The following is a 25,941-nucleotide window of genomic DNA, read 5'->3' on the forward strand; positions in this document are numbered from 1 at the left end:
GTACGGAACGCGTCAGCCGCTGACCGGTGTCTCCGCCGTCCGCCCGTGGCGGCGCCTGCGCCGCCACATCACCAGCGGCAGGGCACCGGCCAGGCCGAGCGCCGCCGGAGCGGCGTTCGCCGCCTTCGCGGCCAGGTCACTCTGCGCGAAGGTGTCCGGTACCGGGAGCGTGGACAGGCGGTTGAGGGGCCAGGCGACCACGACCGCACGCCCCACGGCCTCCTTGACCGGGACGGCGCCGCCCGCCTTGTTCTGGTGATACCGGGAGTCCAGCGAATCCTGACGGTGGTCGCCCATCACCCACATGTGCCCGTCCGCCACCTTGACCGGTCCGAAGGGCTTGTCGTCGCAGGGTGTGTCGCCCGGGAAGAGATACGGCTCGTCCAGGGGCTTCCCATTGACCATGACCTTGCCGCCCCGCTTGCACTCCACGGTGTCCCCGCCGACCCCGATCACCCTCTTGATCAGGTCCTTGTCGTCGGCGGACGGCATCAGGCCGACAAAGCTGAACGCCTTCTGGACGAAGTTCTGATCCGTTTCCGTGTCGGGCAGCCAGCCACCCGGATCGTGGAATACGACGACTTCGCCGCGCTCGGGCTCGGAGCCGAGCCAGGGCGTCAGTTTGTCGACCAGCACCCGGTCGCCGACCTGCAGGGTGTCCTGCATGGAGTTCGACGGGATGGAGAACGCCTGCAGCAGAAACGTCTTGATCACCAGCGCCAGAATCAGCGCGACACCGATCAGAAGCGGCAGTTCCTTCCAGAACGAACGGGGGGTCTTCGGTTTGCCCCGACCGTGGCCCCGGCGAGGTCCGCCGGCCTCCTCGGACGGGCCGCCCGGCTTCTCCGGGCCCCCCGGGCCTTCCGGCCCACCGGGCCTTCCGGGCTCTGCCGGCTCACCCTGCTCCGCAGCGGGGCCTCCGTCACTCCTGTCGGGCCGCGCTCCGGAATCCTCTCCCTCCGGATCGCCCGAACCGGACTGTGCGCCGACGGCCACGTCCCCCACATCCACTCCTCACACTGCGCTGTCGTCTGTCCCACAGCCGGGACAGACCCACCACTCCCATAACGAGCGGGAGTTCCGCAGGGCTCGGGAGCTGAACCAATCGATTGTCCCCGAGGGGACCCTGCGCTGTCGCCGCGCCGCGCGCGTCGGGCACCGAGGCGTAGGTTTCCGACTCCTCGAGCTGCCGCCAGTGGTCGAAGGGCCAGGCGATGACCACGGCCCGGCCGACGATCAGGTCCTCCGGAACGGTACCCTGCCCTTCGTCGTCCAAGTGGTAGCGGGAGTCGGCGGAGTTGGACCGGTGGTCGCCCATCACGAACACCCGCCCAAGGGGCACCGCGACCTCGAAGCCCATCTTCGACGGGGCGTTGTCGGGATAGAGGTACGGTTCGTCCAGCGGCGTGCCGTTCACCGTCACTCGGCCGTCCTTGCCGCAGCACTTGACCGTGTCACCGCCGACCGCGACGACACGTTTGATCAAGTCCTGCTCGTCGTCCGAGGGCAGCAGTCCGATAAAGGTCAAAAAACCCTTTGCCTGCTTGATCCCGATCGGATCGTCGCCCTCCTTCTGCTGCTCCTTCCCCAGCCACCCGCCCGGGTCCTTGAAGACGACCACATCGCCCCGCTCCGGCTTCGAGCCGAACCACGGGGTGAGCTTGTCCACCAGGACCCGGTCACCGATCTTGATGGTCTGTTCCATCGAACCGGACGGGATGACGAACGCCTGGACGAGAAAGGTCTTCAGGACCAGCGCGATCACCAGCGCGACACCGACCAGGATCGGTATCTCCTTGGTCATCGACAGCCGCCGACGGCGCTTGATCCGCTTGGCGGCACGCCGTCGCGCCGCCCGGCCCTCACCGGGCCCTCGCATTCCGGCGGACGGCCTGGCGGAGGTGGGCCGCTCGGCTGCTTCGCCGGCAGGCTCGGCGGACTCCCCCTCGGGGCGCCGGTGGTGTCCATAAGACCGCCGACCGCGGTCAGCCATGGCCGTCGGCCCCGGCGGCGGCGCTCTGGCCCGCCGCGAGGGAAGTCCAGCGGCTGGGCGGCCAGCCGATCCAGTCCACCCGGCCGATCACGCGGTCCACCGGCACGGTGCCGCCGCCGGGGCTGCCGAGGTGGTCACGGGAGTCGGCGGAGGCGGAGCGGTGGTCACCCATGACCCAGAGCCTGCCAAGAGGCACCTCGATGTCGAACGGCACGGCCGAGGCCTCGTCGCCGCGATGCAGGTACTCCTCCTCCACCGGTACGCCGTTCACCTCGATCCTCCCCCGTTTGTCGCAGCAGCTCACCCGGTCACCGCCGACCCCGATCACGCGTTTTACATAGTCCGTGTCGGACGGCTCCACCAGGCCGACCGCCGCTCCGGCCTCCCGCAGCAAGCCGGTCACCGGATTGCCGTGCGACTCCTCCACTACGAACGACCCCCTGCCGTCAAAGACGACAACGTCCCCACGTTCCGGATGGTTACCGAAACGGTAGGCCAGTTTGTTGACCATGACCCGGTCGCCGACCTGCAGTGTGGGATCCATCGAGGAACTCGGGATCAGGAAAGGCTGCACCAGGAAGGCACTGACCAGCAAGACCGCGGTCACCACGCTGGTAGCGGCCACGGCAACGCGAACGGAGCGCGACCAGCGTCGCCGCCCCGGCGGGGGGTCGGCGGCGCGGTCGCGCTCCGGTTCGTGCCGATCCTGCTGCGGCGGGTCGATGTCCATCAGGCCGAGAGCCTATCCGGCCACCCCGGACCCGCCGGAAGGAGATCAGTTGTAGCGCTTCTCCTTGATCTTGGCGGCCTTGCCCCGCAGGTTGCGCAGGTAGTAGAGCTTCGCGCGGCGGACGTCACCGCGGGTCACGACCTCGATCTTCTCGACGACCGGAGTGTGCACCGGGAAGGTGCGCTCGACTCCGACGCTGAAGCTGACCTTTCGGACCGTGAACGTCTCGCGGACCCCGGAACCCTGGCGGCGGATGACCACGCCCTTGAACTGCTGCACACGGGAGCGGTTGCCCTCGACCACGCGCACGTGGACGTTGATCGTGTCACCCGGACGGAAGGCCGGGATGTCGCTCCGGATCGAAGCGGAGTCGACGTTGTCGAGAAGGTGGGACATGCCGTCTGCTTTCCTCGCCAATGCCACAGGTCATCAGCGGAATATCTCGTGATACGGGTGGGGAGCCGTCGATCCGAGCGGGCGCCGGTCCCCCTGTGGCAGGGTCGCGCGCTGGAGGTGAGGCAGCTGCCTATTCTTCCACGGCCGCGCTCGTACGCCCAAATCGGGGCCCGTCCGGTTCGGCTTCCCAGCCCAGGGCGGCGAGAACCGCACGGTCCTGCTTGTCGAAGATTTCAGGGTCGGCGCCCTCGATCAGCTCCGGACGGTGCCTGCTGGTGCGCGCGAGCGCCTCGTCGCGGCGCCAGCGGGCCACCTTCCCGTGGTGCCCGCTCAGCAGCACCTCCGGCACGGCCCGCCCCCGCCACTCGGGCGGCTTGGTGTAGACGGGTCCCTCCAGCAGCTGGGCCATGGCACCCGGCGCGAAGGAGTCGTCGCGGTGGGACTCCGCGTTGCCGAGGACACCCGGCAGCAGCCGTGCGACCGCCTCCACCATCACCAGCACCGGTGCTTCACCCCCGGCGAGGACGTAGTCCCCGATGGAGACCTCCAGGACCTCGAGGACATCCGGCCGCGCGTCGTACTCCTCGATGACCCTGCGGTCGATGCCTTCGTAGCGGGCGGGGGCGAAGATCAGCCAGGGCTTCTCGGCCAGCCGGACGGCGAGTTCCTGGGTGAACGGACGCCCGCTCGGCGTGGGCACGACGATCACCGGCTCGCCCTGACCCGAGTCGAGGACGGAATCGAGCGCCTCGCCCCAGGGGTCGGGCTTCATGACCATGCCCGGCCCGCCCCCGTACGGGGTGTCGTCCACGGTGTGGTGCCGGTCGTGCGTCCACTGCCGCAGGTCGTGCACCCGTACGTCGATCAGGCCGCGGGCGCGCGCCTTGCCGACGAGGGAGACGTTCAGCGGCTCCAGGTAGTCAGGGAAGATCGTGACGATGTCGAGCCTCACGGGGCGCCGCTCCCGCCTGGTGTGCCGGGCGTGCCGGGTTCACCCGGCCCACCGCTGGACTCACCGCCTGGTCCGTCGCCTGCTTCACTGCCAGGCGCACCGGTCGGCTCCGCATCGGCGGCGCCGTCGGAGTCCTCCGCCGCCAGCAGCGACTCGTCGATCAGCCCCGGCGGCGGTTCGACGACCACTCGCTGTGCCTCCAGATCGATCTCCGGCACGATTTCCTGGACGAACGGGATGAGGATCTCATCGCCGGCCGGTGTCTTCACGATCAGCAGGTCCTGTCCGGGCAGGTGGGAGACCTCCTCGATACGGCCGAGTTCCCGGCCGTCCCGGGTCACCACGTCGAGGTCGGCCAGCTGATGGTCGTAGAACTCCTCCGGGTCGTCCGGCCGGTCCTCCGGATCCACCTCGGCGATCAGCAGGGTGTTGCGGAGCGCCTCCGCGCCGGTCCGGTCCCGCACCCCTTCGAAGCGCAGCACGAGCCTTCCGCTGTGCACGCGTCCCGACTCGATGGTGAGCGGCCCGGTGGCAGCCGGGTCGGTCGCGAGCACGGCCCCCGGCCCGAGTCGCATCTCGGGCTCGTCCGTGCGCACCTCGACCGTTACTTCGCCTTTGATCCCGTGGGCGCGGCCCACCCGCCCGACTACCAACTGCACTGTGTCCGGTCCCCTTCGTACGAAAGGCAGCGGCCGGGGGAGGCCGAAGCCACCCCCGGCCGCTGCCGGTGCTGCATGCTGCGGCTCAGTGGACCTGGTCCACGTCGACGAAGTCGACGCGGATGCCACGGCCACCGAGCGCTCCCACGACGGTGCGCAGCGAACGCGCGGTGCGTCCGTTGCGGCCGATCACCTTGCCGAGGTCTTCGGGATGCACCCGGACCTCGACCACTTGGCCCCGGCGCAGGTTGCGCGAGGCGACCTGCACTTCGTCGGGGTTGTCGACGATGCCCTTCACGAGATGCTCGAGGGCCTCCTCGAGCATCCTCAGGCCTCGGTCGGCTCAGTGGCGGGCTTCTCGGCCGCCGCCTTGTCGGCTTCGTCGGCCTTCTTGTCGGCCTTCTTCGCCTTCGGGGTGATGGCCTCACCCTTGGGGCCGCTGTCCTTGGCCGCAGCCTCGAAGAGGGCCTTTTTGTCGGTCTTGGGCTCGGCCACCTTCATCGGCGCCGGGGCGGGCAGACCCTTGAACTTCTGCCAGTCACCGGTGACCTTGAGGATGGCCGCGACCGGCTCGGTCGGCTGCGCGCCGACACTCAGCCAGTACTGGACACGCTCGGAGTCGACCTCGATGCGGGACGGGTTCTGCACCGGGTGGTAGAGGCCGAGCTCCTCGATTGCCCGGCCGTCACGGCGGGTACGGGAGTTGGCTACGACGATGCGGTAGTGAGGCGAACGGATCTTGCCCAGTCGCTTCAGCTTGATCTTGACTGCCACGGGTGTGGTGTCTCCTGGCTCTTGACGTGGTTGGGCACAGCGAGTGGCCACGTGGGGTTGTGGTACCCGAGTGTCCGATGGACGCGTCAGCCGGAGGAGAGAGGGATCCTATGCGACTGTCGAGTACAGCCGTCCATGATGCCACACCTCACCCTGACCGCTGAACGCGGGCCGAAGATCCGGCTCTCAGCCCGCCACCGCCATCGGCTCGGCGGTACCCGGCGCCTCTGCCTCCGGAGTGTCCGGGATGCGGAACTGCTTACCGCACGCCCCGCACATGATCGGCGCCTGCGCCAGCACGGACGGGACTACGCGGACATTGCGCCCGCAGTCGCAGACCGCCTTGACCCGGACGCCGCCGCCGGAGGATCCGTGCCGGGCGGCCGGCCCCCGGAAGCTTCGCCCGGTGTCGGTCTCGGTGGCCGCGGTGTGCGCCTTCAGCGCGCGATGGAGACGCTCGATCGTCGGCCGGTAACGCCTCCGCGTCTCGGGAGAGAGGAGCACCAGCGAGAAGCCGCTACTGGGGTGTGGCTCCTCGGCGTGGTCGAGGCCCAGCTCCTCGGCGACGGCCAGGAAACGTCGGTTGTGATAGCGGCCCGCACGGGACGTATCGCGGATACCGCGCGCGGCGGCGATACCGTGGACCGCCTCGTGCAGCAGCCGTTCGAAGGAGAGTTCGGCGCCACAGGCGGACGACGACTCTCCGATCAGCGATTCAGGTGCGGCCAGATCCGGCAGCTCGCGGTGGTGCCTTTGAATATCGGCCCAGGCGGCTGCCAGCTCGGCGGCAAGAACTGGTGGTGTCGTGCTCACGTCGCGTACAACGAGCGGAAGTGCCCCGGTGTTCCGATTCCGGGGCATCCCAAATAATTTGCACGTACCAGTCAGTTCACTCTGATGGGTCTGGAGGAGGGCGGGTACGCAGATCTGTGGAGAACTCGCACACCTGCCGCATCCCCGGACGTAACGCCAAGTGGCGCACCGGGCGCCTGGCCCCGGCGGCGGGGTTTCGCGGGACGTCCGCTCCCACATGCCGCGGCTCGGAGCCCGGCTCGGATTTCGATGAATCCGCGGAGCGGAGTGGCGTCGTCCGGTTCGTCCGGCTCACCCGGATCGCCCTGCCGGAGTCCGGCGATCACCCGCTACCTGCCGTCTGCCGAACGGTGCTCCCGTCCCGGCGCCCAGGCGGCGGTGTGTCCTCGCCACGCATGCTACGGCGGGGCGGGGCGCGACCGAGACCCGGGTCGCCAGAAGCCGTACGGGTGCCCACAAGAAGGGCGCTTCAGACACAGAGCACCATCAGCAGCACCTCGCGGGCCGGGGGAACCGCCGGAGCCCCGTGATGCGGCGGCCGCGCTGGAGCCGGGGCCCCAGTCATGCCTACGCCTCGGAGCCCGGCCACTCTTCGGCTGTCAACGCGAAACGCTCGTGATCGCGCCAGGCGTCGTTCAGATAGAGCAGGCGGGGCGAGAAGCCCTCGTGCCGGAAGCCGAGCCGTTTGGCCATGGCGATCGAGCGCTGGTTCTCCGGCTGGACGTTGATTTCCAGCCGGTGCAGCGCGAGCCCGTCGGAGCCGTCCGCGAAACAGCGGTCGATCACTAGCCGCAAGCCCTCCGTCATGCGGCCGGTCCCCTCGTACGGCACATAACTGTCGTAGCCGAGGGTGGCGTTGCGCAGACGGGCCCGGATGATGTTGGCGACGTTCACCCGGCCCACCAGCCCGTCATCCTCCCGGTTGAAGATCATGAAGGTGCGCAGCACCGCTCCCTGGCGCCGGAGCAGATCGGGCAGGCCGTCCGGCTCCACCGGGTTCCAGGGGCTGAGATGGCCGGCCGAGCGCACGACCGCCTCACTGTAGACCCGTTCGTCCTCGGGCCGCGGGGGCCGGATGTGTACACGCATGTGTCACATCATCCCCCCATCCACCCGTCATTTCGGCGGCAGCAGGTCCTTGAACTCCTTCGGCAGTTCGAAGTCCTCGGGAGCCTGCCCGTCCTGCGGCAGTCCGAAGGCGCCGGTCTGGCCCGCGGCACGCCGGTCGGCGGCTTCCTGCTCCTCCTGCTTGCGCTTCATCGGGTTGCCCGACTGGCGCTTGCCCTTCGCCTTCTTCTGCTGCTTGCCCTTCTTCCGCCCCGGGCCGCCGCCCATGCCCGGCACTCCGGGCATCCCCGGCATGCCGCCGCCCTGGGCCATCTTGGACATCATCTTGCGCGCTTCGAAGAAGCGCTCCACCAGGTTCTTGACCGCACTGACGTCGACGCCGGAGCCCTTGGCGATGCGGGCCCGGCGCGAACCGTTGATCAGTGTCGGCTCGGCGCGCTCTACGGGTGTCATCGACTTGATGATCGCGGCCGTGCGGTCCACGTCCCGCTCGTCCAGGTTGTTGATCTGGTCCTTCATCTGGCCCATGCCCGGCATCATGCCGAGCAGCTTGGAGATGGAGCCCATCTTGCGGACCTGCTCCATCTGCGCCAGGAAGTCGTCGAGCGTGAACTCCTTCGGCCCCTTCGCCAGCTTGGCCGCCATCTTCTCGGCCTCTTGCTGGCTGAAGGTCTGCTCGGCCTTCTCGATCAGCGTGAGCATGTCGCCCATGCCGAGAATGCGGGAGGCCATCCGGTCCGGGTGGAAGGCGTCGAAGTCGTCGAGCTTCTCGCCGTTCGAGGCGAACATGATCTGCTTGCCGGTGACCTGCGCCACGGACAGCGCGGCGCCGCCGCGCGCGTCGCCGTCGAGCTTGGAGAGGACGACACCGTCGAAGCCGACGCCGTCCCGGAAGGCCTCGGCGGTGGTGACCGCGTCCTGGCCGATCATCGCGTCGACGACGAAGAGGATCTCGTCCGGCCGGACCGCGTCCCGGATGTCCGCGGCCTGCTGCATCAGCTCCTGGTCGATGCCCAGACGGCCCGCGGTGTCGACGACCACCACGTCGTACTGCTTCTCCCTCGCGTGGGCGAGGGAGTCGGTGGCCACCTTGACCGGATCGCCGACACCGTTGCCGGGCTCCGGCGCGAAGATCGCGACTCCGGCGCGCTCCGCGACGACCGACAGCTGGTTGACGGCGTTCGGCCGCTGGAGGTCACAGGCCACCAGCAGCGGAGTGTGCCCCTGCTGCTGGAGCCAGCGCCCCATTTTTCCGGCGAGGGTGGTCTTACCCGCGCCCTGGAGACCGGCCAGCATGATCACGGTCGGCGGGTTCTTGGCGAAACGGAGGCGCCGGGTCTCGCCGCCGAGGATGCTGACGAGCTCCTCGTTGACGATCTTGATGACCTGCTGGGCTGGGTTCAGCGCCTGGGAGACCTCGGCACCTGCGGCGCGCTCCTTGACCTGCTTGATGAAGGCCCGGACGACGGGCAGTGCGACATCCGCCTCCAGCAAGGCGATACGGATCTCGCGCGCCGTGGCGTCGATGTCCGCCTCGGTGAGGCGGCCCTTGCCCCTAAGGTTCTTGAAGGTCGCTGCGAGGCGATCGGAGAGAGTGTCGAACACGGCGGTCGCGGATCCTTCGCGTCGGATGTCATACGGACTGTCCACCCCCGGAGGGGCATGCTGCGAAAGTAACCCGGCCTTCCCCCGGAGCCGACGGCCAGGGTGAAGCCGAGGACGCACCCGCAAGGCGACGGACCGTCCTCGTAGGAGCTACGCGGACGGTCCGACAACGCGGTCACATCCCCCGGCGGGTGCCGGGGGAGACGCTCGCCCACCGCGGCAGCGGCTCGTTTCTCCGCGGCGTCGCGGGCCTGGCGGACCTTCACAACACGTCCCAGGGTATCCGCCCGACGGCGGAACGGTCAGATGCGGTCAGCGGCCCAGTGCCCGCTCCAGCTCCCGGGCCAGGTCGGCGGCGTCCGCGCAGGGCAGCGGCGCCCCGGTGGGGCCGGTGACGTAGAAGGCGTCCACCGCGTTCGCGCCGAGCGTGCTGACGTAGGCACTGCGCACCGTCACACCGGCCCGCTCCAGGGCGCGGCCGACCCGGAAGAGCAGCCCGGATGCGTCCTGCGCGCGCACCTCCAGCACGGTGGCGAGCCGCGATCCGGTGTCGGCGACCGTCACGCGGGGCGGCGGGGCGGACGCGCCGTGGCGGCCGGGTCCCCGGTAGGCGGCCTCGCGTTCGGCGAGGCGTGCGGCCACATCGAGTGTGCCGTCGAGCACCCGCACGAGGTCGGCCCGCAGCCGGTGCGCCGGCGGGAGCGCTCCGTACTCCGCCGCGACGTGCCAGCTGAGCAGCAGGACCGAGGCGCCGTACGGCGCTGATGAGGGCGATGACGGCGGAGGCTGCGACGGTGGAGCTGAGGCCGGGTCCAAGCCGGTCACTTCGAGCGGGAGCGGCAGGTGCCGCAGCTGAGCCGTGCGCACCGTGAGCCGGTGCAACGCCAGTATGCCCGCGACGGCGGGCAGCACACCCGGCCGGTCCCGCAGCGCGACGACGAGTCGGGCCCCCGCCGGTTCCCCGGCCCCGGTTCCCTCCTCGGCTCCCCCACCGGCCCCGGTCTGAGGTTCGGCCCCCGGCGTACGGCGCGGTTGCGGCCGGAGCCGCAGCGCCAGCGCGGGGCCGTCGAGGCGCCATGCCTCCAGTGCCAGCCGCTCCGCCTCGACCGCCGGCAGGAAGTGGTCGTCGCGGTCCGTGCCGTCGGCTTCGGCGGGCAGCGTGTCCCCGCCGAGGACCGCCCCGACACGCTTCACGAGATCGCCCACGAGTGCGGCACGCCAGTTGGACCAGGCCGCGGGGCCGGTGGCCAGCGCGTCGGCCTCCGTCAGGGCGTGCAGCAGTTCGAGTGCACCGAATTCACCGACCGCGTCCGCGACGGACCGCACGGTGGCCGGGTCGTCCAGGTCCCGGCGGGTCGCGGTCTCGACCAGCAGCAGATGGTGACGCACCAGGGTGCCCAGCACCTCCACGTCGGCCGGTCCGAAGCCGATACGGGTGGCCAGCTCCCGGGCGACGCCCGCGCCCGCCTCCGAGTGGTCGCCGGGCCGTCCCTTGCCGATGTCGTGCAGCAGCGCCGCGACCAGCAGCAGATCGGGGCGGCGCACCCGTCGGGTGAACGCGGCGGCGCGTACGGCCGTCTCCACCATGTGGCGGTCGACGGTCCACAGGTGCACCGCGTTGCGCTGGGGCCGGCACCGGACGCGTTCCCAGCCCGGCAGCAGCGCCGTGACCAGGCCCGCAGCGTCCAGGGCTTCCCACACCGGGACCATCGCGCGGCCCGCTCCCAGCAGGGTGACGAATTCCTCGCGGGCCTCGGCGGGCCAGGGCACCGGCAGCGGGGGTGCCGTCCGGGCCAGCCGGTGCACGGTGGCCATGGTCAGTGGCAGCCCGGCCCGTGCGGCGGCGGCCGCCGCACGCAGCGGGAGCACCGGATCACGCTCGGGACGTGCGCTGCGCGCGAGGGCGGCCTCGCCCGCATGCTCGACCACCCCCTCGGCCAGCGGGGCCCGCTCCTGCCGGGCCGCCGCGGTGGCTCCGCGGCGGCCCGGCAGCATGCCGCGGAGCCGCTGCCGCCCCGAGCGCCCACGGACCACCCGGCCGACCTCGCGCCAGGTCACCTCACTCGCGTACGAGAGGGTGCGCGCCGCCTCGTACACCCGCTGCAGCAGGGCGTCCGCGTCCGGCAGGGCGAGATCGGCGGCCACCTGGTCCTGGTCCTGAAGGGAAAGCCGGTCGGTGGCCCTGCCGGTGGCCAGCTGGAGCGCGTCGCGTACGTCGAGCAGTGTCCGGCGCGCCTCCTCCAGTCCCTCACGGGGCGCGTCGGCCAGCCACGACGCGGCTACGGCGCGCAGCGCGGTGGCGTCTCGCAGGCCTCCCCGTGCCTCCTTGAGGTCGGGTTCCAGCAGGAACCGGAGTTCGCCGTGGCGCTCCGCCCGCTCCCGGGTGAGTTCGTGCAGCTGCGGCAGCCGCCGGGCGGCCTGTGCGCGCCAGTTGGCGAGCGCGTCGGTGCGCAGTGCGGTGGTGAGCGCGGTGTCGCCCGCGAGATGCCGCATGTCGAGGAGCCCCAGCTGCACTTTGAGGTCCTCGCCCGCGGTGGCACGCGCCTCGGCCGGGGTGCGTACCGCGTGGTCCAGCGCGAGTCCCAGATCCCACACCGGGTACCAGATCCGGTCGGCGAGGGCGGCGATCCCGGTCGGCGGGGTTCTGCCGTCGTGGAGCAGCAGCAGGTCCAGGTCGCTGCGGGGCGACAGTTCGCCACGCCCGTATCCGCCGGTGGCGGCGAGTGCGACACCGGGCGGCAGGCGGCCGGCCAGTCCGGCCAGCCAGTGGTCGGTGAGCCGCGCCAGCTCCGCGCGGCGCGGGGCGCCCGGCCGCGCGGAGCCGCCAAGCAGGCGCCGCCGGGCCGCCGCGTAGTCCCGGGGCGGCATTTCAGAGTGCGTCCGGGCCGCGTTCGCCGGTGCGGACCCGGACTGCCGTGTCGACCGGCACGCTCCACACCTTCCCGTCGCCGATCTTGCCGGTCCGGGACGCCTTGACGACCACCTCGATCAAATGTTCCGCGTCCTCGTCTTCGACCAGTACCTCGATACGCACCTTCGGCACCAGGTCCACGGTGTACTCCGCGCCCCGGTACACCTCGGTGTGACCGCGCTGCCGTCCGTATCCGCTGGCCTCGGTGACCGTGAGGCCCTGCACGCCGAACGCCTGCAGCGCGTCCTTTACCTCGTCGAGCCGGTGCGGCTTGATGACCGCCGTAATGAGCTTCACGCGTCCACCTTCTGATTCGTCTCCGTGCTGCCGTCCGAGCTGCCGTCCGAGCTGCCGTCCGAGTTCCCGCGGGTGCGGAGGGCACCCGAGCCGCGTACCGCGGTGCCGCGTACGCCGGAGGAGGAGCCGACCGCGCTCGCGTCGTACGCCGTCTCGGCATGGAACACCTGGTCGAGCCCGGCGACCTCGTCGTCCTCGTCGGCGCGGAACCCGATCGTCGACTGGATCAGCTTGGCCAGGAGCCAGGAGACGGCGAAGGAGTAGGCCATCACCGAGAACGCCCCGACCGCCTGCTTGCCGAACTGGCCCGCACCGCCCGCGCCGTCGACGGCCAGGATGCCGACCAGCAGCGTGCCGATGATGCCGCCCACCAGGTGGACACCCACGACATCGAGTGAATCGTCGTAGCCCAGCTTGTACTTGAGGCTGACGGCCCAGGAGCAGGCGGCGCCTGCCAGCAGTCCGATGAGGATCGCACCCATCGCGTTGACGTGCGCACCGGCTGGGGTGATGGCGACCAGCCCGGCCACCGCGCCGGAGGCGGCGCCGAGGGTGGTGAACGCGCCGTGCCGTACGCGTTCGTACGCCAGCCAGCCGAGCATGGCGGCGCCAGGGGCGACCTGGGTGTTGAGCGCCATGGTCGCCGCGGTGCCGTCGGCGGCGAGCGCGGAGCCCGCATTGAAGCCGAACCAGCCGAACCACAGGAGTGCGGCGCCGAGCATCACCAGGGGAAGGCTGTGCGGGCGCATCGGGTCGTCGCGGAAGCCGATCCTTCTGCCGACGACCAGCACGGCCGCGAGCGCGCCGATGCCGGCGTTGATGTGGACCGCGGTGCCGCCCGCGAAGTCGATGACCTCGAGTTCGTACAGCCAGCCGCCCTCGGCCCACACCCAGTGCGCGACGGGGAAGTAGACGACTGTCGCCCACAGGGCGATGAACAGGCCCCAGGCGCTGAACTTGACCCGGTCCGCGAGGGCACCGCTCATCAGTGCGGGGGTGAGGACCGCGAACATCAGCTGGAAGAGGGCGAAGGCGAAGACCGGGATCCCCTCGTCGCCACCCGTCAGGGTGGTGGTGTCGATGCCTTTGAGCCCGATGTGGTCGAAGTTGCCGATGACGCCGCCGTTGTCGGCGCCGAAGGCGAGCGAGTATCCGTAGAGCACCCACAGCACACTGACGATGCCCATCGAGACGAACGACATCATCAGCATGTTGAGTGCACTCTTGACCCGGACCATGCCGCCGTAGAAGAAGGCGAGTCCGGGCGTCATCACCATGACCAGCGCTGCGCTGATCAGTACGAAGGCGGTGTCCGCACCGTTCACAGGGGGCGTCTCCTCGGGACTGGCGACCGTGCGGCGCACGGTCTTGGTGGCCGGAATGCGCCCCAGAATCCCCAGACCCGGTTACCGGTCGTGCCGTGCGGTGTTTCACGGTGATGACGAAGCGACACGGGTTGTTACGCCTCGGTGAACTCGGGGCGGCCGCACGGCGCACGAGAACCGGCCGCGACACCACCCGGAGGTGACCTGGCGGGGGAGCCGAGTCGGGCTGTCCGGGGTGGCCGTCGCGGCCGGCGGTCTTCGGCCGCGGGCACCTCCGTACGTGACGCCTCAGGTGTCACCCACGGTGGCGCGCACGGCGCACGATGCCTCAGCAGGCCATCGCGCCCTCTCCCTCCGGGAGTTCCGCGAGACGTTCGGTCAGCCGGACGACCTCAGGCACCTGCCCGAAGTCCCGCGCCGCCGTCGCGGCCGTCTTGCGGAGGCGGTTGTGCACCCGCTCCGATCGCAGCCGGCCCGCGACGTCCATCGCCTCGGCCGCGCGCGAGGCACAGCGCTCCGGTTCCTTCTGCAGCAGGTGCACACTCGCCATGCCGATCAGATTGAGCGCGTAGGAGCGCTGGGGCCCGCGGCCCTGCGACACCAGGGGCTCCTGCCGGAAGAGCTCCAGGGCGCGCTCCATCTTCGGCTCGGCGAGGGAGGCGTAGGTGGGGCTGCGGCCGGAGGAGTAGGCGAGGTCGCGGTAGGAGTGGGCGTTCTGCGCGTGCAGTTCGGCCTCGGAGAAGAAGTGGATCCAGTCCGGATCGCCGTCGCCCGCGTCGATGTCCTGGAAGGTTTCCTCGGCCATCCGCACGGCCCGCCTGCACTTGCCGGGCTGGCCCATGTTGGCGTAGGCGCGCGCCTCCATGGCGTGCAGCATCGCCTGGGTGCGTGCCGTGGCCGCCTCGCGGCTGCCGTACTGCGCGAGGTGGATCAGCTCCAGCGCGTCCTCGGGCCGGCCCAGATGGATCATCTGCCTGCTCATGTCGGAGAGCACATACGACCCCAGTGGGCGGTCCCCCGCCTCCTTGGCGGCGTGCAGAGCCAGTACGAAATACTTCTGCGCCGTCGGCTGCAGCCCGATGTCGTACGACATCCAGCCCGCCAGTTCGGCCAGCTCGGCCGTCACCCGGAACAGCCGGTGGGTCACGGCCTCGGTGTGGGTGTCGTGCAGCAGGTCCGTCACCTCGTGCAGTTGGCCCACGACGGCCTTGCGCCGCAGGCCGCCACCGCACTGCGCGTCCCATGTCCGGAACATCACGGTGGTCTGCTCCAGCAGTTCCAGCTCCGGGATGGAGAGGCCCACGGCCCGGCACCCGCCCGCCCCGCCACTCCGGCCGCACGCGGGCGGCGGCTGCCGGGCACCGGGGCCGCCGTGGGCGCCAGGTAACCCAGGGCCGGGGAGGGGGCCCGGGACTCCGGCGCCCGCGGGGCTCCCGGCGGGCATCCCGCCGGGAGGTCCGGGTGGCGCGACCGAGGGGAGGGGCCCCGGGACCGCCGGGGCACCGGCCGCCGCGGGGGACGGGACCAGCCACCTCTGCATCGGCTCGATCAGCGACTGGCCTGCGGACATCGCCAGTGAGTTACCGAGGAAGCCGCTGCGGCCCAGCATCAGGTCGCTGCGCGAGAACTCGTTGATCATCGCCACGGTCTGCGGTCCGGCCCACGGCAGATCGACTCCGGAGGAGGCGGGCGAGCGGCGGGTGGGCCGGAGACCGAGGTCCTCCACGGCCACGACGCAGCCGAAGCGTTCGGAAAAGAGCTCGGAGAGGATGCGGGGAATGGGCTCACGCGGCTGCTCGCCGTCCAGCCAGCGGCGCACCCGCGAGGTGTCCGTGCTGATGTGGTGCGCACCGAGCTGGCGGGCCCGCCGGTTCACCTGACGGGCCAGCTCGCCCTTCGACCAGCCGCTGCGGGCGAACCACGAATCCAGTAGCTCGTTCGGGCACTTCTCCGCCGCGCCGCCAACGCTGCCGCTCACGGGTAACGCCCCCATCCGGCCCGCCACTCGCCATGCCTCCGGCATAGGCGTGTGCGGAGCATCTCGCCGCTGTGTGTACCGAAAGTAACCCCACGATCACCCTTCGCGCGAGGGTGAAGACGGAATCGCCACCATTCGCCACCCCTTCGAATGAACCTTTCAGCAGCCCACCACGATTCACTTGACGACCGGGCCGCCCCAGCGCAGCCCGGACCGGCGGGCAGCAGCCCGGACACCCCGGCCGAGGCGGCGGCGGTCCCGGCCCAGCCGTCCGCACCGCGGTCGTAACCATCAGCACCCAGGACCCGTTGGAGGGAGCATGGGCTTCACGATCGGCGCCATCGGCAGCGGCATCCGGGATATCCGTGACATTCGTGAGCTGCGCCCGGGATCACGGCGCCGAAGCCGCGCCTCGGAGTGCGTCGCCGTCGCGGAGTACGCCGGGCTGTGGGGCTGGCCCGTGGTACCGGGGGCCCGTGCCGCGCGCGGCGGCGGCCGCACGAGATGCTCCTGCGGCGCCGACTGCTGCCCCGCGCCCGGCGCGCATCCGCTGGACGCCGCTCTGGAGGTTCATGCGGGGGCGACTCTGGACGAGGTCACCGAGGCGTGGGGCCAAGTGCCGGGGGCGGCCCTGCTGCTGCCGACCGGGCGGGCCTTCGACGTCCTGGAGGTGTCCGAGGCGGTCGGCAGGCAGTCGCTCGCCCGACTGGAGCGGATGGGGCTTCCGCTGGGCCCGGTGGCCCTCGCGCCGCACGGGCGAGCCTGGTTCCTGGTCGCTCCGGGCGCGGCGGCCGAGCTTCCCCAGCTGCTCTACCGCATGGGCTGGGACGACGCGGGGATCGATCTGCGCGGGCTCGGCGCGGGCGAGCACATCACCGCGCCGCCCTCCGACCTCGGCGGTCTGGGCGCGGTGCGCTGGCTGCGCCCGCCGAGTCCGGAGCGCGCCGCGTATCCCCCGGAGGCCCGGCTGCTGCTCGGGACTCTCGCGTACGTCTGCCACCGCTCGGGCGACTGACGCCCCGGTGGCACCGGGCACCGCCCACGTCTCACTCCGTGCCGATGAGCGCGTCCACGAACGCTCCCGGCTCGAACGGGGCCAGATCGTCCGCTCCCTCACCGAGACCGACCAGCTTGACCGGTACGCCCAGCTCCCGCTGGACCGCCACCACGATGCCGCCCTTGGCCGTACCGTCGAGCTTGGTGAGCACGATGCCCGTGATGTTTACGACCTCGGCGAACACTCGCGCCTGCACCAGACCGTTCTGCCCGGTCGTGGCGTCCAGCACCAGCAGCACCTCGTCCACCGGGCCGTGCTTCTCGACGACGCGCTTGACCTTGCCCAGCTCGTCCATGAGGCCGGTCTTGGTGTGCAGCCGGCCCGCGGTGTCGATCAGCACGACGTCCGCGCCTTCCTCGGTGCCTTCCTTGACCGCGTCGAAGGCGACCGAGGCCGGGTCTCCGCCTTCCGGCCCCCGGACGGTGCGGGCACCCACGCGGTCGCCCCAGGTCTGGAGCTGGTCCGCTGCCGCGGCGCGGAAGGTGTCGGCCGCACCCAGCACGACGGACTTGCCGTCTGCCACCAGCACGCGGCCCAGCTTGCCGGTGGTGGTGGTCTTGCCGGTGCCGTTGACGCCGACCACGAGCACAACGCCCGGCCGGTCCACAGTCCCGCGGGTGTCGGTGTGCACCGTACGGTCGAGGTCCTCACCGACGAGCTTCACCAGTTCGTCGCGCAGCAGCGCGCGCAGTTCCTCAGGGGTGCGGGTACCGAGTACCTTCACGCGCTCGCGCAGCGCCTCGACAAGTTCCTGGGTGGGGGCGACGCCGACGTCCGCGGTGAGCAGCGTGTCCTCGACCTCCTCCCAGGTCTCCTCGTCCAGGCGCTCCCGTGACAGCAGGGTCAGCAGGCCCTTGCCCAGGGAGTTCTGGGAGCGCGAGAGGCGGGCGCGCAGCCGTACGAGGCGGCCCGCAGCGGGTTCCGGGATCTCGATCTCGGGGGCGGGCGGAGCGACGACGGGCGGGGCCTCCCGTACATCGGTATCGGGCAGGCCGACCTCGTCGATCGTTCTGCGCGACTCCTCCACGGAGGTCTCCGCGTCCTCACCGATCTGCGGCTCGGCGGGCGGCGCGGTGGTGGGGGCGGCGGGCTCCCGGGACTCGACGGCCTTCTTCCTGCGGCCGGTGACCACGAGTCCGGCGATCGCGGCGAGCGCGACCACGGCGATGACTAGGGCAAGGATGACGATGTCCATCGGCGCCTTTCAGAACAAACCCACCAGCTGAGCCGGTACGTGAAATATGAGGGCCGTCTGCCTCCGGGCAGCGGTCTGGGCTTGGCCGTCATGAGGCCGTCGGGACGGCCGAGTGGGAATCCCCTCCTCGGAGGGGAGGAGTCACGACGCGACCCAGTATTCCATCAGAGGGTCGCCGTGCCGACGGGTGCTCGGCCGCGTCGGGGAGGGGCCGCATGCAGATGCCGCCCCGGCTCGGGACTGAGCCGGGGCGGCATCATGCGGAGGAGACGGCGGCGGGGATGGTGCCCGCCTCCTCCCACGCTTTTGAAGATAAAAGCGACGTGCTGAGAATATTCCTTCAAGTGTCTAAGTCAAGGGGTCTCGGGGGGAATCACTCGTGGTGCCACCAGAAATGCTGTGTGTGCATCCCCGGATGCGTGGCTGAGTCCGTACTGCGTCCGTGGCGAGTCCGTGTCCGGCTGCATCAGCCGGCAAAGCAGGAAGGTGAGCGAGGTGCACCTCAGGATCCGTCACACAGGTCGTGTTCAATCTGTGAAGGTGAGCCCCGAACAGAGATGAGGTTCAGCTCAGCCGCTGGCTGATCACCTTCGAGACGCCGTCGCCCTGCATGGAGACGCCGTAGAGAGCGTCGCCGACCTCCATTGTGCGCTTCTGATGGGTGATGACGATCAGCTGCGAGCTGTCCTTCAGCTCCTTCATGATCCCGATCAGCCGCTGCAGGTTCGTGTCGTCCAGCGCAGCCTCGACCTCGTCCATCACATAGAACGGGCTCGGGCGCGCCTTGAAGATCGACACGAGCAGCGCGACGGCCGTCAGCGAGCGCTCGCCGCCGGAGAGCAGCGAGAGCCGCTTGACCTTCTTGCCGGGGGGCCTGGCCTCGACGTCGACTCCGGTGGCCAGCATGTCGTCCGGCGTGGTGAGCACCAGACGTCCCTCACCACCCGGGAAGAGCCGCGAGAACACTCCTTCGAACTCACGTGCCGTGTCGTGATACGCCTCCGTGAAGACCTGTTCGACCCGCTCGTCGACCTCCTTCACCACCTGAAGCAGGTCGGCGCGGGTCTTCTTCAGGTCCTCCAGCTGCTCGCTGAGAAACTGGTGGCGCTCCTCCAGCGCCGCGAACTCCTCCAGCGCCAGCGGGTTGATCTTCCCCAGCTGCTGGTACGCGCGCTCCGCCGCCTTCAGTCGTTTCTCCTGCTCGGCCCGCACGAAGGGCACCGGACTGTTGCGCGGATGCCCGGGGTCCTCGGGAAGCTCCTCCCCCTCCGCCGGCGGCGAGGGCGGCACCAGCTGGTCAGGCCCGTACTCGCTGACGAGGCCGGCGGGTTCGACGCCCAGCTCCTCCAGTGCCCTGGTTTCCAGCTGCTCGATCCGGAGCCGCTTCTCCGCCCCCAGCACCTCGCCCCGGTGTACCGAGTCGGTGAGCTTGTCCAGCTCGTCCTTCAGCTCCCGGCCCTCGTTCCGTGCGGCGACGAGCGCCCGTTCCCGCGCCGCCTTGGCCGCCTCCGCCGTCTCCCGCTCCTGCTGGGCCCGCCGGAGCGACTCCTCGACATGCGCGAGGAGCTGGCGGGCGCCGCTCTCCACCGCGGCGGCGACCTCCGCCTCGTGCCGCAGCCGGGCACGCCGCTGCTGCGCCCGCGCCCGCGCCTCGCGCTCGGCCCGCGCTCCCCGGTCGAGTGAATCCGCACGGCCCGCGAGGCCCTTGACCCGCTCCTCGTGAGTACGGACCTGGAGCCGCGCCTCCATCTCCGTCTGCCGTGCGTTGGCGCCGTCGGCGGCCAGCCGGTCGCGTACGGAGGTGTCCGGCTCCGTCTCGTCCTGCTGCGCCTCCTGCGACACCGCCAGGCGCTCGGCCAGCTCCTCGGCCTCCTCCGTCGCCCGCATCAGCGACTCCTCGGCCCTGGCGACGGCTGCCGCGGACCGCTCAGCCTCGCCCGCCGCCGCCCGCGCCTGGCCGCCGAGCCGCCCCAGCTGCCCGGCGACCTGCGACTTCTCCCGGTCCGCCGCGCTGCGCCTGCCGCTCAGCTCCTCCAGCAGCACGGAGCACTCCTGGCGGCGCTCCTTTGCCCGCTCCTGCTGTCTCGCGGTGTCCTCGCAACGGATGGCCAGCGACTTCAGCTCGGCGGCGGCCTCGTCGACGGCGGCCTGGGCCTCCAGCAGGCTGGGCGCGCCCGCCGAGCCGCCCTGCGCGAAGTGCGCGCCGAGCAGATCGCCTTCGCCGGTGACGGCGACCAGTTCCGGCCGGGCCCTGACCAGCTCCTCGGCGTCCTCCAGCGTGCCGACGACCACCACGCCGCGCAGCAGCGTCCGCAGCGCGGGCATCAGCGGGCCGGGTGCCTGTACGAGGGCGACGGCGCGGAGGGCTGACGCGCCGCCCGCCCCCTCGGGGCCCCGCGTCGTGTCCGGGGCCCGCGTCGCGTCGGTCGCGCCCGTTGTTCCCGCCGCCTCCGGCGCCGCCGCGTCCCGCGCCTCGGCCGTGCCCAGCAGCAGTGCCGCTCGGCCGGCGTCATTCTTGCGCAGCAGCCGCAGCGCCTCGGCCGCCGTACCCGGGTCCTCGACTGCCAGCGCGTCGGCGGCGGCGCCGAGTGCCGCCGCCACCGGGACTTCGAAGCCCGGCTGCACCTTCAGCAGTTCCGCCGCGGGTCCGAGTACTCCGCTGAGCCGGTCCCGGGCGTCCAGCAGAGCACCGGTGCCGTCCTTGCGGCGGAGTCCCAGCGCCAGCGCGTCGTGGCGGGCGGAGGTGGCGGCGCGCCCGCGCTCCGCCGTGTTGGCGGCGTCCCTCGCTTCGGTGAGGGCGGCCTCGGCCTCCGCGAGCGCCCGCTTGGCCGCCTCGTGCCGCTCCGCGAGGTCCTCGTCTGCGCTGTCCAGGCCGTCGACTTCCGACTGGAGCGCCTCGTACTCCCGCTGCGCGATGGCGGCGCGGTTCTCGGCGTCCTCCCGGGCGGTCGCCAGCCGGTCGATCTCGGACTGGGCCGACGCCGCGCGGCTGCGGGCGGCGTTCACCTGCCCGTGCAGCCTGGCCAGACCCTCCCGGCGGTCGGCGAGGGCCCGGGTCGCGTCCTTGAGCCGCCGGTCCTCCTCCTGCAACTGGCGCTCCAGCCCGGCCCGGTGGGAAACGGTGTCTTCCAGGGCTGTCGAGGCGGCCTCCAGCGCTGCTTCGAGTTCCGCCTCCTGCTCGCGGATGCGGGCCGCCTCCCGCTCCATGTCCTCCGGGTCGCGGCCCCGCCGTTCCTCCTCGGGGCGCGCGCTCGCGCTCTTGACCCGGGCGTCCGCCAGGCTGACGGTGCCGCGTACCCGCTCGGCGAGCTGGGAGAGCTCGTGCCAGGTCTGCTGGGCACGCTGCAGACGGGGGGCCAGGGTGCGTACCTGCTGCTCCAGATCGGCCTCCCGCTGCCGGGCCGCCTTCAGCCGGGCCTCGGCCGTCTCCTTGCTTTCCTTGAGCGCCGCCTCGTCCGCGATCTCGGCGCTCAGTGCCCGGCGCAGCGTCACCAGGTCGTCGGCGACCAGCCGGAGCCGGGCGTCCCGCAGATCCGCCTGGATGACCTGCGCCCGACGGGCGACCGCGGCCTGCCGGCCGAGTGGCTTGAGCTGGCGGCGCAGCTCGTCGGTCAGGTCCTGAACCCGGGCGAGGTTCGCCTGCATGGCGTCGAGCTTCCGCAGCGCCTTCTCCTTGCGCTTGCGGTGCTTGAGCACACCGGCCGCCTCCTCGATGAAGGCGCGGCGACCGGTCGGGTCGGCGTGCAGGACGGAGTCGAGCTGGCCCTGGCCGACGATGACGTGCATCTCCCGGCCGATGCCGGAGTCCGAGAGCAGTTCCTGGATGTCCAGCAGCCGGCAGGTGTCTCCGTTGATCTGGTATTCACTGCCGCCGTTGCGGAACATGATCCGGGTGAGGGTGACTTCGGAGTAGTCGATCGGGAGCGCGCCGTCGGCGTTGTCGACCGTGAGCGAGACCTCGGCACGGCCCAGGGGCGGCCGCCCCGTCGTCCCGGCGAAGATGACGTCCTCCATTTTGCCGCCGCGCAGCGACTTGGCGCCCTGCTCGCCCATGACCCAGGACAGCGCGTCCACGACGTTGGACTTCCCGGAGCCGTTCGGACCGACCACGCAGGTGATTCCGGGCTCGAAGCGCAGCGTGGTGGCAGAAGCGAAGGACTTGAACCCCCGCAGGGTCAGGCTCTTGAGGTGCACGGCGTCGGACTCTACCTCTCGCCCCTCCCCCGGCGCCGTCCCCTGCCCGTCCCGCCGCGCCGCTCAGGCGCGCGCCGCTCAGGACACACCGCACGCAGGGGGCCGCAGGCCGGGAGGGGCATTGGGGTTTGGACGCGGAGGGCGCAGGGCACATCAGACGGTAAGCAGCATGCGAACAAACGGTTACCGGGGGCGACAGGGGCAAGCGGAAACGACGAAGGGACGCCGGAGCGTCCCTTGAGGTATCTGAGCGGATGGCAACGCCGTACCCGACTGGCCCGTGGGGCTGAGTCAGGTCAGCGCAGGCTCCGCCGTGGATACGTCGATGCTTTCGAGCAGCGAGTCGCCGTGTCGTGCGGCAGCCGACAGCGCGTCGTTTTCGGCCTGGATCCGCACGAGCTCGGATTCCAGATCCTGGACGCGCTGCTGAAGCCGTCGCATCTCGGCGAGGACTCGGGGGTCGGAACCGCCGACGTAACCGAGAAGCGCCTTTGCCATGATGGATGGTCCTCCACAATGAGTGACCGACCGTACGGTGTGGGTCGTCAGGGAATCGCACCCGCGATGCCTGCTCCGGGGCTTACTCCAGGGGCAGACTTCCGTGGTGCGCGGGGTTTTTCCAGCGTCTCACCAAAAGGATTGACGGTCAACACGATCACACCCCGACGGCCGGGCGGTCCTGACTCAACGGCGTTCACTCGCCGGAGACGGCCGCTCGCGAGGGCTCGTAGATCACTTGTGTCGGCAGCCTTCCACGGCAGGCCAGAATTGGCAACCAATTCTGGGACACCCCTGGATCACCGGGTCTCGAACCCGTCATAACCGCCTCTCGGTGTGTCCCAGATCTCAGTGACACCGTCGACCCGGCCGGGCGTGTCGCCGGTACGCAGCCACTCGAGCAGGGCGTCGCAGCGGTCCTGCCCGCCCTCGGCCACCACCTGCACCCTGCCGTCGCCGAGATTGGCCGCGAAGCCCGCAAGACCGCCGATGCGCAACGCCGCGGCACGGGTGAACCAGCGGAAGCCCACCCCCTGGACCTGGCCGCGCACCCAGGCGGTCATCCGGACCTGGTCCTCGTTCTCACTCACAGTTTCTCGCTCACAGTTTCCGGCTCACAGTTGTCACTCACCATGCAGGCACGAGGCGCACGCTATCGGGACAATTCCCCGAGTGGCACCTGGGCCACCCGCCTCATGCCGTAGTCTCCCCGGTCAAACAGGTTCACCCGGACGGGTGAACGCCTGAGACGCCGAGCATGTGAGGACGGCAGAGATGGGCCGCCACGGACGCGCCACGCCGCACGCTTCCGATCCCTCCGTCCACGCGACGGCCGGCACGCACGGAGCGCCGGAGGCGCACGACGGCGGGCGACACCGCGGATCTCACCGCAAGCGGCGCGCCGCGCCGGTGCGTACGGGGCTGCTGGGCATCTCGGCCGCGGTGGCCATGGGAGCCGTCGGGGTGTCTTCCGGGCTGATACCCGGGCCGGGCGGCTACACGCTGGCCGACTCCCGGGACCCGAGCGACAAGGTCCGGGCGGACGGGGTCAGCCCGTCCGATCTCGCCACCCAGGGCGGCCCGTCCTCGGCCCCGAGCGAGGAGCACGGCACCGGCGGACCAGGACGGAACGACGGACGCGAGGCCCGGCCCTCCTCCGCTCCCTCAGAAGAGGCCGAAACGAAGGACCCCGCCGCCCCGTCCTCCAAGCCCAAGCCGGAGTCCACGCCCGCTCCCACGCGCGACGAGTCCTCCTCCGAGGACGCGGAGGGCGGGGCCGAGAAGAACGAGGACGACCCGCCGCCCCCGGCTGAGGAGACCGCGAAGCCCCTCGGTGACACGGATTCCGGAGACCCCGGCGGGGAGGCAGCTGCCGAGGCCGCGGTGCTCACCCTGGTCAACCAGGAACGCGCCCGCGCGGGCTGCGAGCCGGTGACCGCCGATCCGACCCTGGCGGGCTTCGCCGCCGACTTCAGCGAGGACATGGCCGCGCGCGGCTTCTTCTCGCACACCACGCCCGACGGAAAGAGCCCCTGGGACCGGGCGAAGGCCGCGGGCATCAGCGATCTGGGTGGCGAGAACATAGCGCGCGGTCAGGCGAACGCCCAGTCGGTGATGGACTCCTGGATGAACAGCCCTGGCCACCGTGCCAACATCCTCAACTGCGACTACCGGACTATGGGCGTGGGAGCCCACTTCGCACCGGGCGGGCCGTGGTGGACGCAGAACTTCGGCTTCTGAACGGTCGCTGGCAGCGCGGGCAGTAGAAGCTGGAGCGGTTCATCCACGGGCGGCGGCGCATCGCCGTCCCGCAGCGGCGGCAGGGCTCGTCCTCGCGGCCGTAGGCATCGAGCGAGCGTTCGAAGTAGCCGGATTCGCCGTTGACGTTGACGTACAGGCTGTCGAAGCTGGTGCCGCCGGCGGCGAGGGCCTCCGTCAGCACGCTGCGGACGTGGGTGAGCAGTTCCGTGCTGCGGGCGGGGGTGAGCGTGGCGGTCGGCCGCTCGTAGTGCAGTCTGGCCCGCCAGAGCGCCTCATCGGCGTAGATGTTGCCCACGCCGCTGATCAGGGACTGGTCAAGCAGCGCGCGCTTGACCGTGGTCCGCCGGGCGCGCAGCGCGGAGTGGAAGACCGCGTCGTCGAACGCCGGGTCCAGCGGGTCCCTGGCGATATGGGCGATCACGTCGGGCAGGCCGTCGGAGGAGTCGGGGCTCACCGGGTGCAGGGAGAGGCCTCCGAAAGTGCGCTGGTCGACGAAGCGCAGTTCGGTCTCGCCGGCCGGGGGCGGAGCCGGATCGGAGAAGCTGATGCGGACGCGCAGATGCTTCTCGTCGGGCACCGACCGGGGCTGGATGAGCAACTGGCCGCTCATGCCCAGATGGGCGAGCACCGCAGCACCGGTGTCGGCGAGCGGCAGCCACAGATACTTCCCGCGCCGCCTCGCCGGATCGAACGACTGCCCGATGAGCTGGTCGGCGAAATCCTCCGCACCCGCGGTGTGCCTGCGGATGGCGCGGGGGTGAAGCACCTCCACCCCCGCTATCGTCCGTCCGCAGGCCCAGCGCTGCAGGCCGCACCGCACCACCTCGACCTCGGGAAGCTCAGGCATGACTCTCCTCCGCGAGATCGGTGAGGGGTGCGGTACGTGGTCGCGGCAGTGGTGTCAGGCGTCCACCGTGTCGTCCGCGCCGCTGCCGTCCGCCTCGGCGACGGTGGTGTCCTCCGGCGCCGCTTCGGTGGCCGCGTGGATCCCGCGGTACGCGGCCTCTGCCGCCTGCTGTTCCGCTTCCTTCTTGCTGCGGCCGGTGCCGGTGCCGTACGCGACACCACCGACGCGGGCGGCAGCCGTGAAGATCTTCTCGTGATCCGGGCCGGTCTCGGTGACGACGTACTCGGGAACCCCGAGCCCCTCGGCAGCCGTCAGTTCCTGGAGGCTGGTCTTCCAGTCCAGTCCGGCGCCGAGGCTGGACGACTTCTCGATCAGGGGATCGAAGAGCCGGTGCACCATCTCGGAGGCGGCACCGAGTCCCTGATCGAGATAGACCGCGCCGATGACGGCCTCCAGCGTGTCGGCGAGGATCGATGCCTTGTCCCTGCCGCCGGTGCCCTCCTCACCGCGCCCCAGTCGGATGAACGCGCCGAGGTCGAGCCCGCGCGCCACCTCGGCGAGCGCCCGGGAGTTGACGACTGCCGCGCGCAGCTTGGCGAGCTGTCCCTCGGGGAGGTCGGGATGGATCCGGTACAGCGTGTCCGTGACGACCAGGCCTAGCACCGAGTCCCCGAGGAACTCGAGGCGCTCGTTGGTGGGCAGGCCGCCGTTCTCATACGCGAACGAGCGATGCGTCAGCGCACGCACGAGAAGGGCGGACTCGAGCCGATACCCGAGCCGCCCTTCCAGCAGCGTGTGTGACGACGACGCGTCCGCCAGATCCGCCGGTGCCGGTGAACCCCCGCTGCGACGCGGGGGACTGCCTGGCGTGATGGCGTCTGCCATGGA

The 25,941-nt window shown here is 71.0% G+C and carries 23 protein-coding genes; 2 read left to right on the forward strand and 21 right to left on the reverse strand.

Annotated features, from left to right (window positions below):
* Positions 1-12 precede the first annotated feature (12 nt).
* The 15 genes from lepB (LHJ74_RS31000) to LHJ74_RS31070 all read right to left on the reverse strand — a co-directional run bounded on the left by lepB (LHJ74_RS31000) (position 13) and on the right by LHJ74_RS31070 (position 15,516).
* Positions 13-996 (reverse strand): signal peptidase I, encoded by a 984-nt coding sequence (gene lepB, locus LHJ74_RS31000; RefSeq protein WP_375546874.1) that lies wholly within the window; start codon positions 994-996, stop codon positions 13-15.
* Positions 923-1,993: a signal peptidase I gene (gene lepB, locus LHJ74_RS31005; RefSeq protein ID WP_260221602.1), complete on the reverse strand. Its 1,071-nt coding sequence runs from the start codon at positions 1,991-1,993 to the stop codon at positions 923-925. Before lepB (LHJ74_RS31005) ends, lepB (LHJ74_RS31000) begins: the two co-directional genes overlap by 74 nt.
* Positions 1,986-2,723 carry a signal peptidase I gene (gene lepB, locus LHJ74_RS31010; RefSeq protein ID WP_260221603.1) on the reverse strand — a complete coding sequence of 246 codons (738 nt, stop codon included), beginning with the start codon at positions 2,721-2,723 and terminating at the stop codon, positions 1,986-1,988. The genes lepB (LHJ74_RS31005) and lepB (LHJ74_RS31010) overlap by 8 nt, the downstream gene beginning before the upstream one ends.
* A gap of 45 nt (positions 2,724-2,768) precedes the next feature.
* Entirely contained in the window at positions 2,769-3,119 is a 351-nt protein-coding gene (gene rplS / locus LHJ74_RS31015; RefSeq protein ID WP_260221604.1) for a 50S ribosomal protein L19, read from the reverse strand.
* Between the two features lie 130 nt (positions 3,120-3,249).
* The gene (trmD, locus tag LHJ74_RS31020) at positions 3,250-4,071 is read right to left on the reverse strand and encodes a tRNA (guanosine(37)-N1)-methyltransferase TrmD (RefSeq protein WP_260221605.1); all 822 of its coding nucleotides are present in this window, start codon (positions 4,069-4,071) and stop codon (positions 3,250-3,252) included.
* A complete protein-coding gene (rimM, locus tag LHJ74_RS31025; protein ID WP_260221606.1) occupies positions 4,068-4,730 on the reverse strand; it encodes a ribosome maturation factor RimM in 663 nt (220 codons plus the stop codon). Before rimM ends, trmD begins: the two co-directional genes overlap by 4 nt.
* 85 nt (positions 4,731-4,815) lie before the next feature.
* Positions 4,816-5,055 (reverse strand): RNA-binding protein, encoded by a 240-nt coding sequence (locus tag LHJ74_RS31030; RefSeq protein WP_260221607.1) that lies wholly within the window; start codon positions 5,053-5,055, stop codon positions 4,816-4,818.
* A gap of 2 nt (positions 5,056-5,057) precedes the next feature.
* On the reverse strand, positions 5,058-5,504 hold the full coding sequence (rpsP, locus tag LHJ74_RS31035; RefSeq protein ID WP_260221608.1) for a 30S ribosomal protein S16: 447 nt from the start codon (positions 5,502-5,504) through the stop codon (positions 5,058-5,060).
* 186 nt (positions 5,505-5,690) lie between these two features.
* Positions 5,691-6,365 (reverse strand): hypothetical protein, encoded by a 675-nt coding sequence (locus tag LHJ74_RS31040; protein WP_260221609.1) that lies wholly within the window; start codon positions 6,363-6,365, stop codon positions 5,691-5,693.
* Positions 6,366-6,884: 519 nt separating this feature from the next.
* Positions 6,885-7,406, reverse strand: a complete 522-nt coding sequence (locus tag LHJ74_RS31045) for a GNAT family N-acetyltransferase (RefSeq protein ID WP_260221610.1) — start codon at positions 7,404-7,406, stop codon at positions 6,885-6,887.
* A gap of 27 nt (positions 7,407-7,433) precedes the next feature.
* The gene (ffh, locus tag LHJ74_RS31050) at positions 7,434-8,990 is read right to left on the reverse strand and encodes a signal recognition particle protein (protein ID WP_260221611.1); all 1,557 of its coding nucleotides are present in this window, start codon (positions 8,988-8,990) and stop codon (positions 7,434-7,436) included.
* Between the two features lie 312 nt (positions 8,991-9,302).
* Complete coding sequence (locus LHJ74_RS31055; RefSeq protein ID WP_260221612.1) at positions 9,303-11,858, reverse strand: [protein-PII] uridylyltransferase; 2,556 nt, start codon at positions 11,856-11,858, stop codon at positions 9,303-9,305.
* Between the two features lies 1 nt (position 11,859).
* A complete protein-coding gene (locus LHJ74_RS31060) occupies positions 11,860-12,198 on the reverse strand; it encodes a P-II family nitrogen regulator (RefSeq protein WP_260221613.1) in 339 nt (112 codons plus the stop codon).
* The gene (locus tag LHJ74_RS31065; protein WP_260221614.1) at positions 12,195-13,523 is read right to left on the reverse strand and encodes an ammonium transporter; all 1,329 of its coding nucleotides are present in this window, start codon (positions 13,521-13,523) and stop codon (positions 12,195-12,197) included. The genes LHJ74_RS31060 and LHJ74_RS31065 overlap by 4 nt, the downstream gene beginning before the upstream one ends.
* A 328-nt stretch (positions 13,524-13,851) precedes the next feature.
* Positions 13,852-15,516, reverse strand: a complete 1,665-nt coding sequence (locus LHJ74_RS31070; RefSeq protein ID WP_260221615.1) for an NsdA family TPR-like regulatory protein — start codon at positions 15,514-15,516, stop codon at positions 13,852-13,854.
* A gap of 304 nt (positions 15,517-15,820) precedes the next feature.
* Here LHJ74_RS31070 and LHJ74_RS31075 point away from each other — a divergent pair, with 304 nt between their 5' ends.
* The gene (locus tag LHJ74_RS31075) at positions 15,821-16,516 is read left to right on the forward strand and encodes a bifunctional DNA primase/polymerase (RefSeq protein WP_260221616.1); all 696 of its coding nucleotides are present in this window, start codon (positions 15,821-15,823) and stop codon (positions 16,514-16,516) included.
* A 31-nt stretch (positions 16,517-16,547) separates the two neighbouring features.
* Here LHJ74_RS31075 and ftsY read toward each other — a convergent pair whose 3' ends face one another.
* The 4 genes from ftsY to LHJ74_RS31095 all read right to left on the reverse strand — a co-directional run bounded on the left by ftsY (position 16,548) and on the right by LHJ74_RS31095 (position 23,035).
* Positions 16,548-17,753: a signal recognition particle-docking protein FtsY gene (gene ftsY, locus LHJ74_RS31080; RefSeq protein ID WP_260221617.1), complete on the reverse strand. Its 1,206-nt coding sequence runs from the start codon at positions 17,751-17,753 to the stop codon at positions 16,548-16,550.
* A 564-nt stretch (positions 17,754-18,317) separates the two neighbouring features.
* The gene (gene smc, locus LHJ74_RS31085) at positions 18,318-21,947 is read right to left on the reverse strand and encodes a chromosome segregation protein SMC (RefSeq protein ID WP_260221618.1); all 3,630 of its coding nucleotides are present in this window, start codon (positions 21,945-21,947) and stop codon (positions 18,318-18,320) included.
* Positions 21,948-22,238: 291 nt separating this feature from the next.
* On the reverse strand, positions 22,239-22,445 hold the full coding sequence (locus tag LHJ74_RS31090; RefSeq protein ID WP_260221619.1) for a hypothetical protein: 207 nt from the start codon (positions 22,443-22,445) through the stop codon (positions 22,239-22,241).
* A gap of 299 nt (positions 22,446-22,744) precedes the next feature.
* Positions 22,745-23,035 (reverse strand): acylphosphatase, encoded by a 291-nt coding sequence (locus LHJ74_RS31095; protein ID WP_260221620.1) that lies wholly within the window; start codon positions 23,033-23,035, stop codon positions 22,745-22,747.
* Between the two features lie 184 nt (positions 23,036-23,219).
* Between LHJ74_RS31095 and LHJ74_RS31100 the strand changes: the two genes are divergently transcribed.
* Positions 23,220-24,185, forward strand: a complete 966-nt coding sequence (locus tag LHJ74_RS31100; RefSeq protein WP_260221621.1) for a CAP domain-containing protein — start codon at positions 23,220-23,222, stop codon at positions 24,183-24,185.
* On the opposite strand, the gene mutM is transcribed toward LHJ74_RS31100, so the two are convergent.
* The gene (mutM, locus tag LHJ74_RS31105) at positions 24,121-25,053 is read right to left on the reverse strand and encodes a bifunctional DNA-formamidopyrimidine glycosylase/DNA-(apurinic or apyrimidinic site) lyase (RefSeq protein ID WP_260221622.1); all 933 of its coding nucleotides are present in this window, start codon (positions 25,051-25,053) and stop codon (positions 24,121-24,123) included. The two genes, LHJ74_RS31100 and mutM, sit on opposite strands and share 65 nt — an antisense overlap.
* Before the next feature lie 54 nt (positions 25,054-25,107).
* Entirely contained in the window at positions 25,108-25,938 is an 831-nt protein-coding gene (gene rnc / locus LHJ74_RS31110) for a ribonuclease III (RefSeq protein WP_260221623.1), read from the reverse strand.
* Between the last annotated feature and the right edge of the window lie 3 nt (positions 25,939-25,941).

The sequence above is a fragment of the Streptomyces gossypii genome (genome assembly GCF_025165795.1).
GTDB lineage: Bacteria > Actinomycetota > Actinomycetes > Streptomycetales > Streptomycetaceae > Streptomyces > Streptomyces gossypii.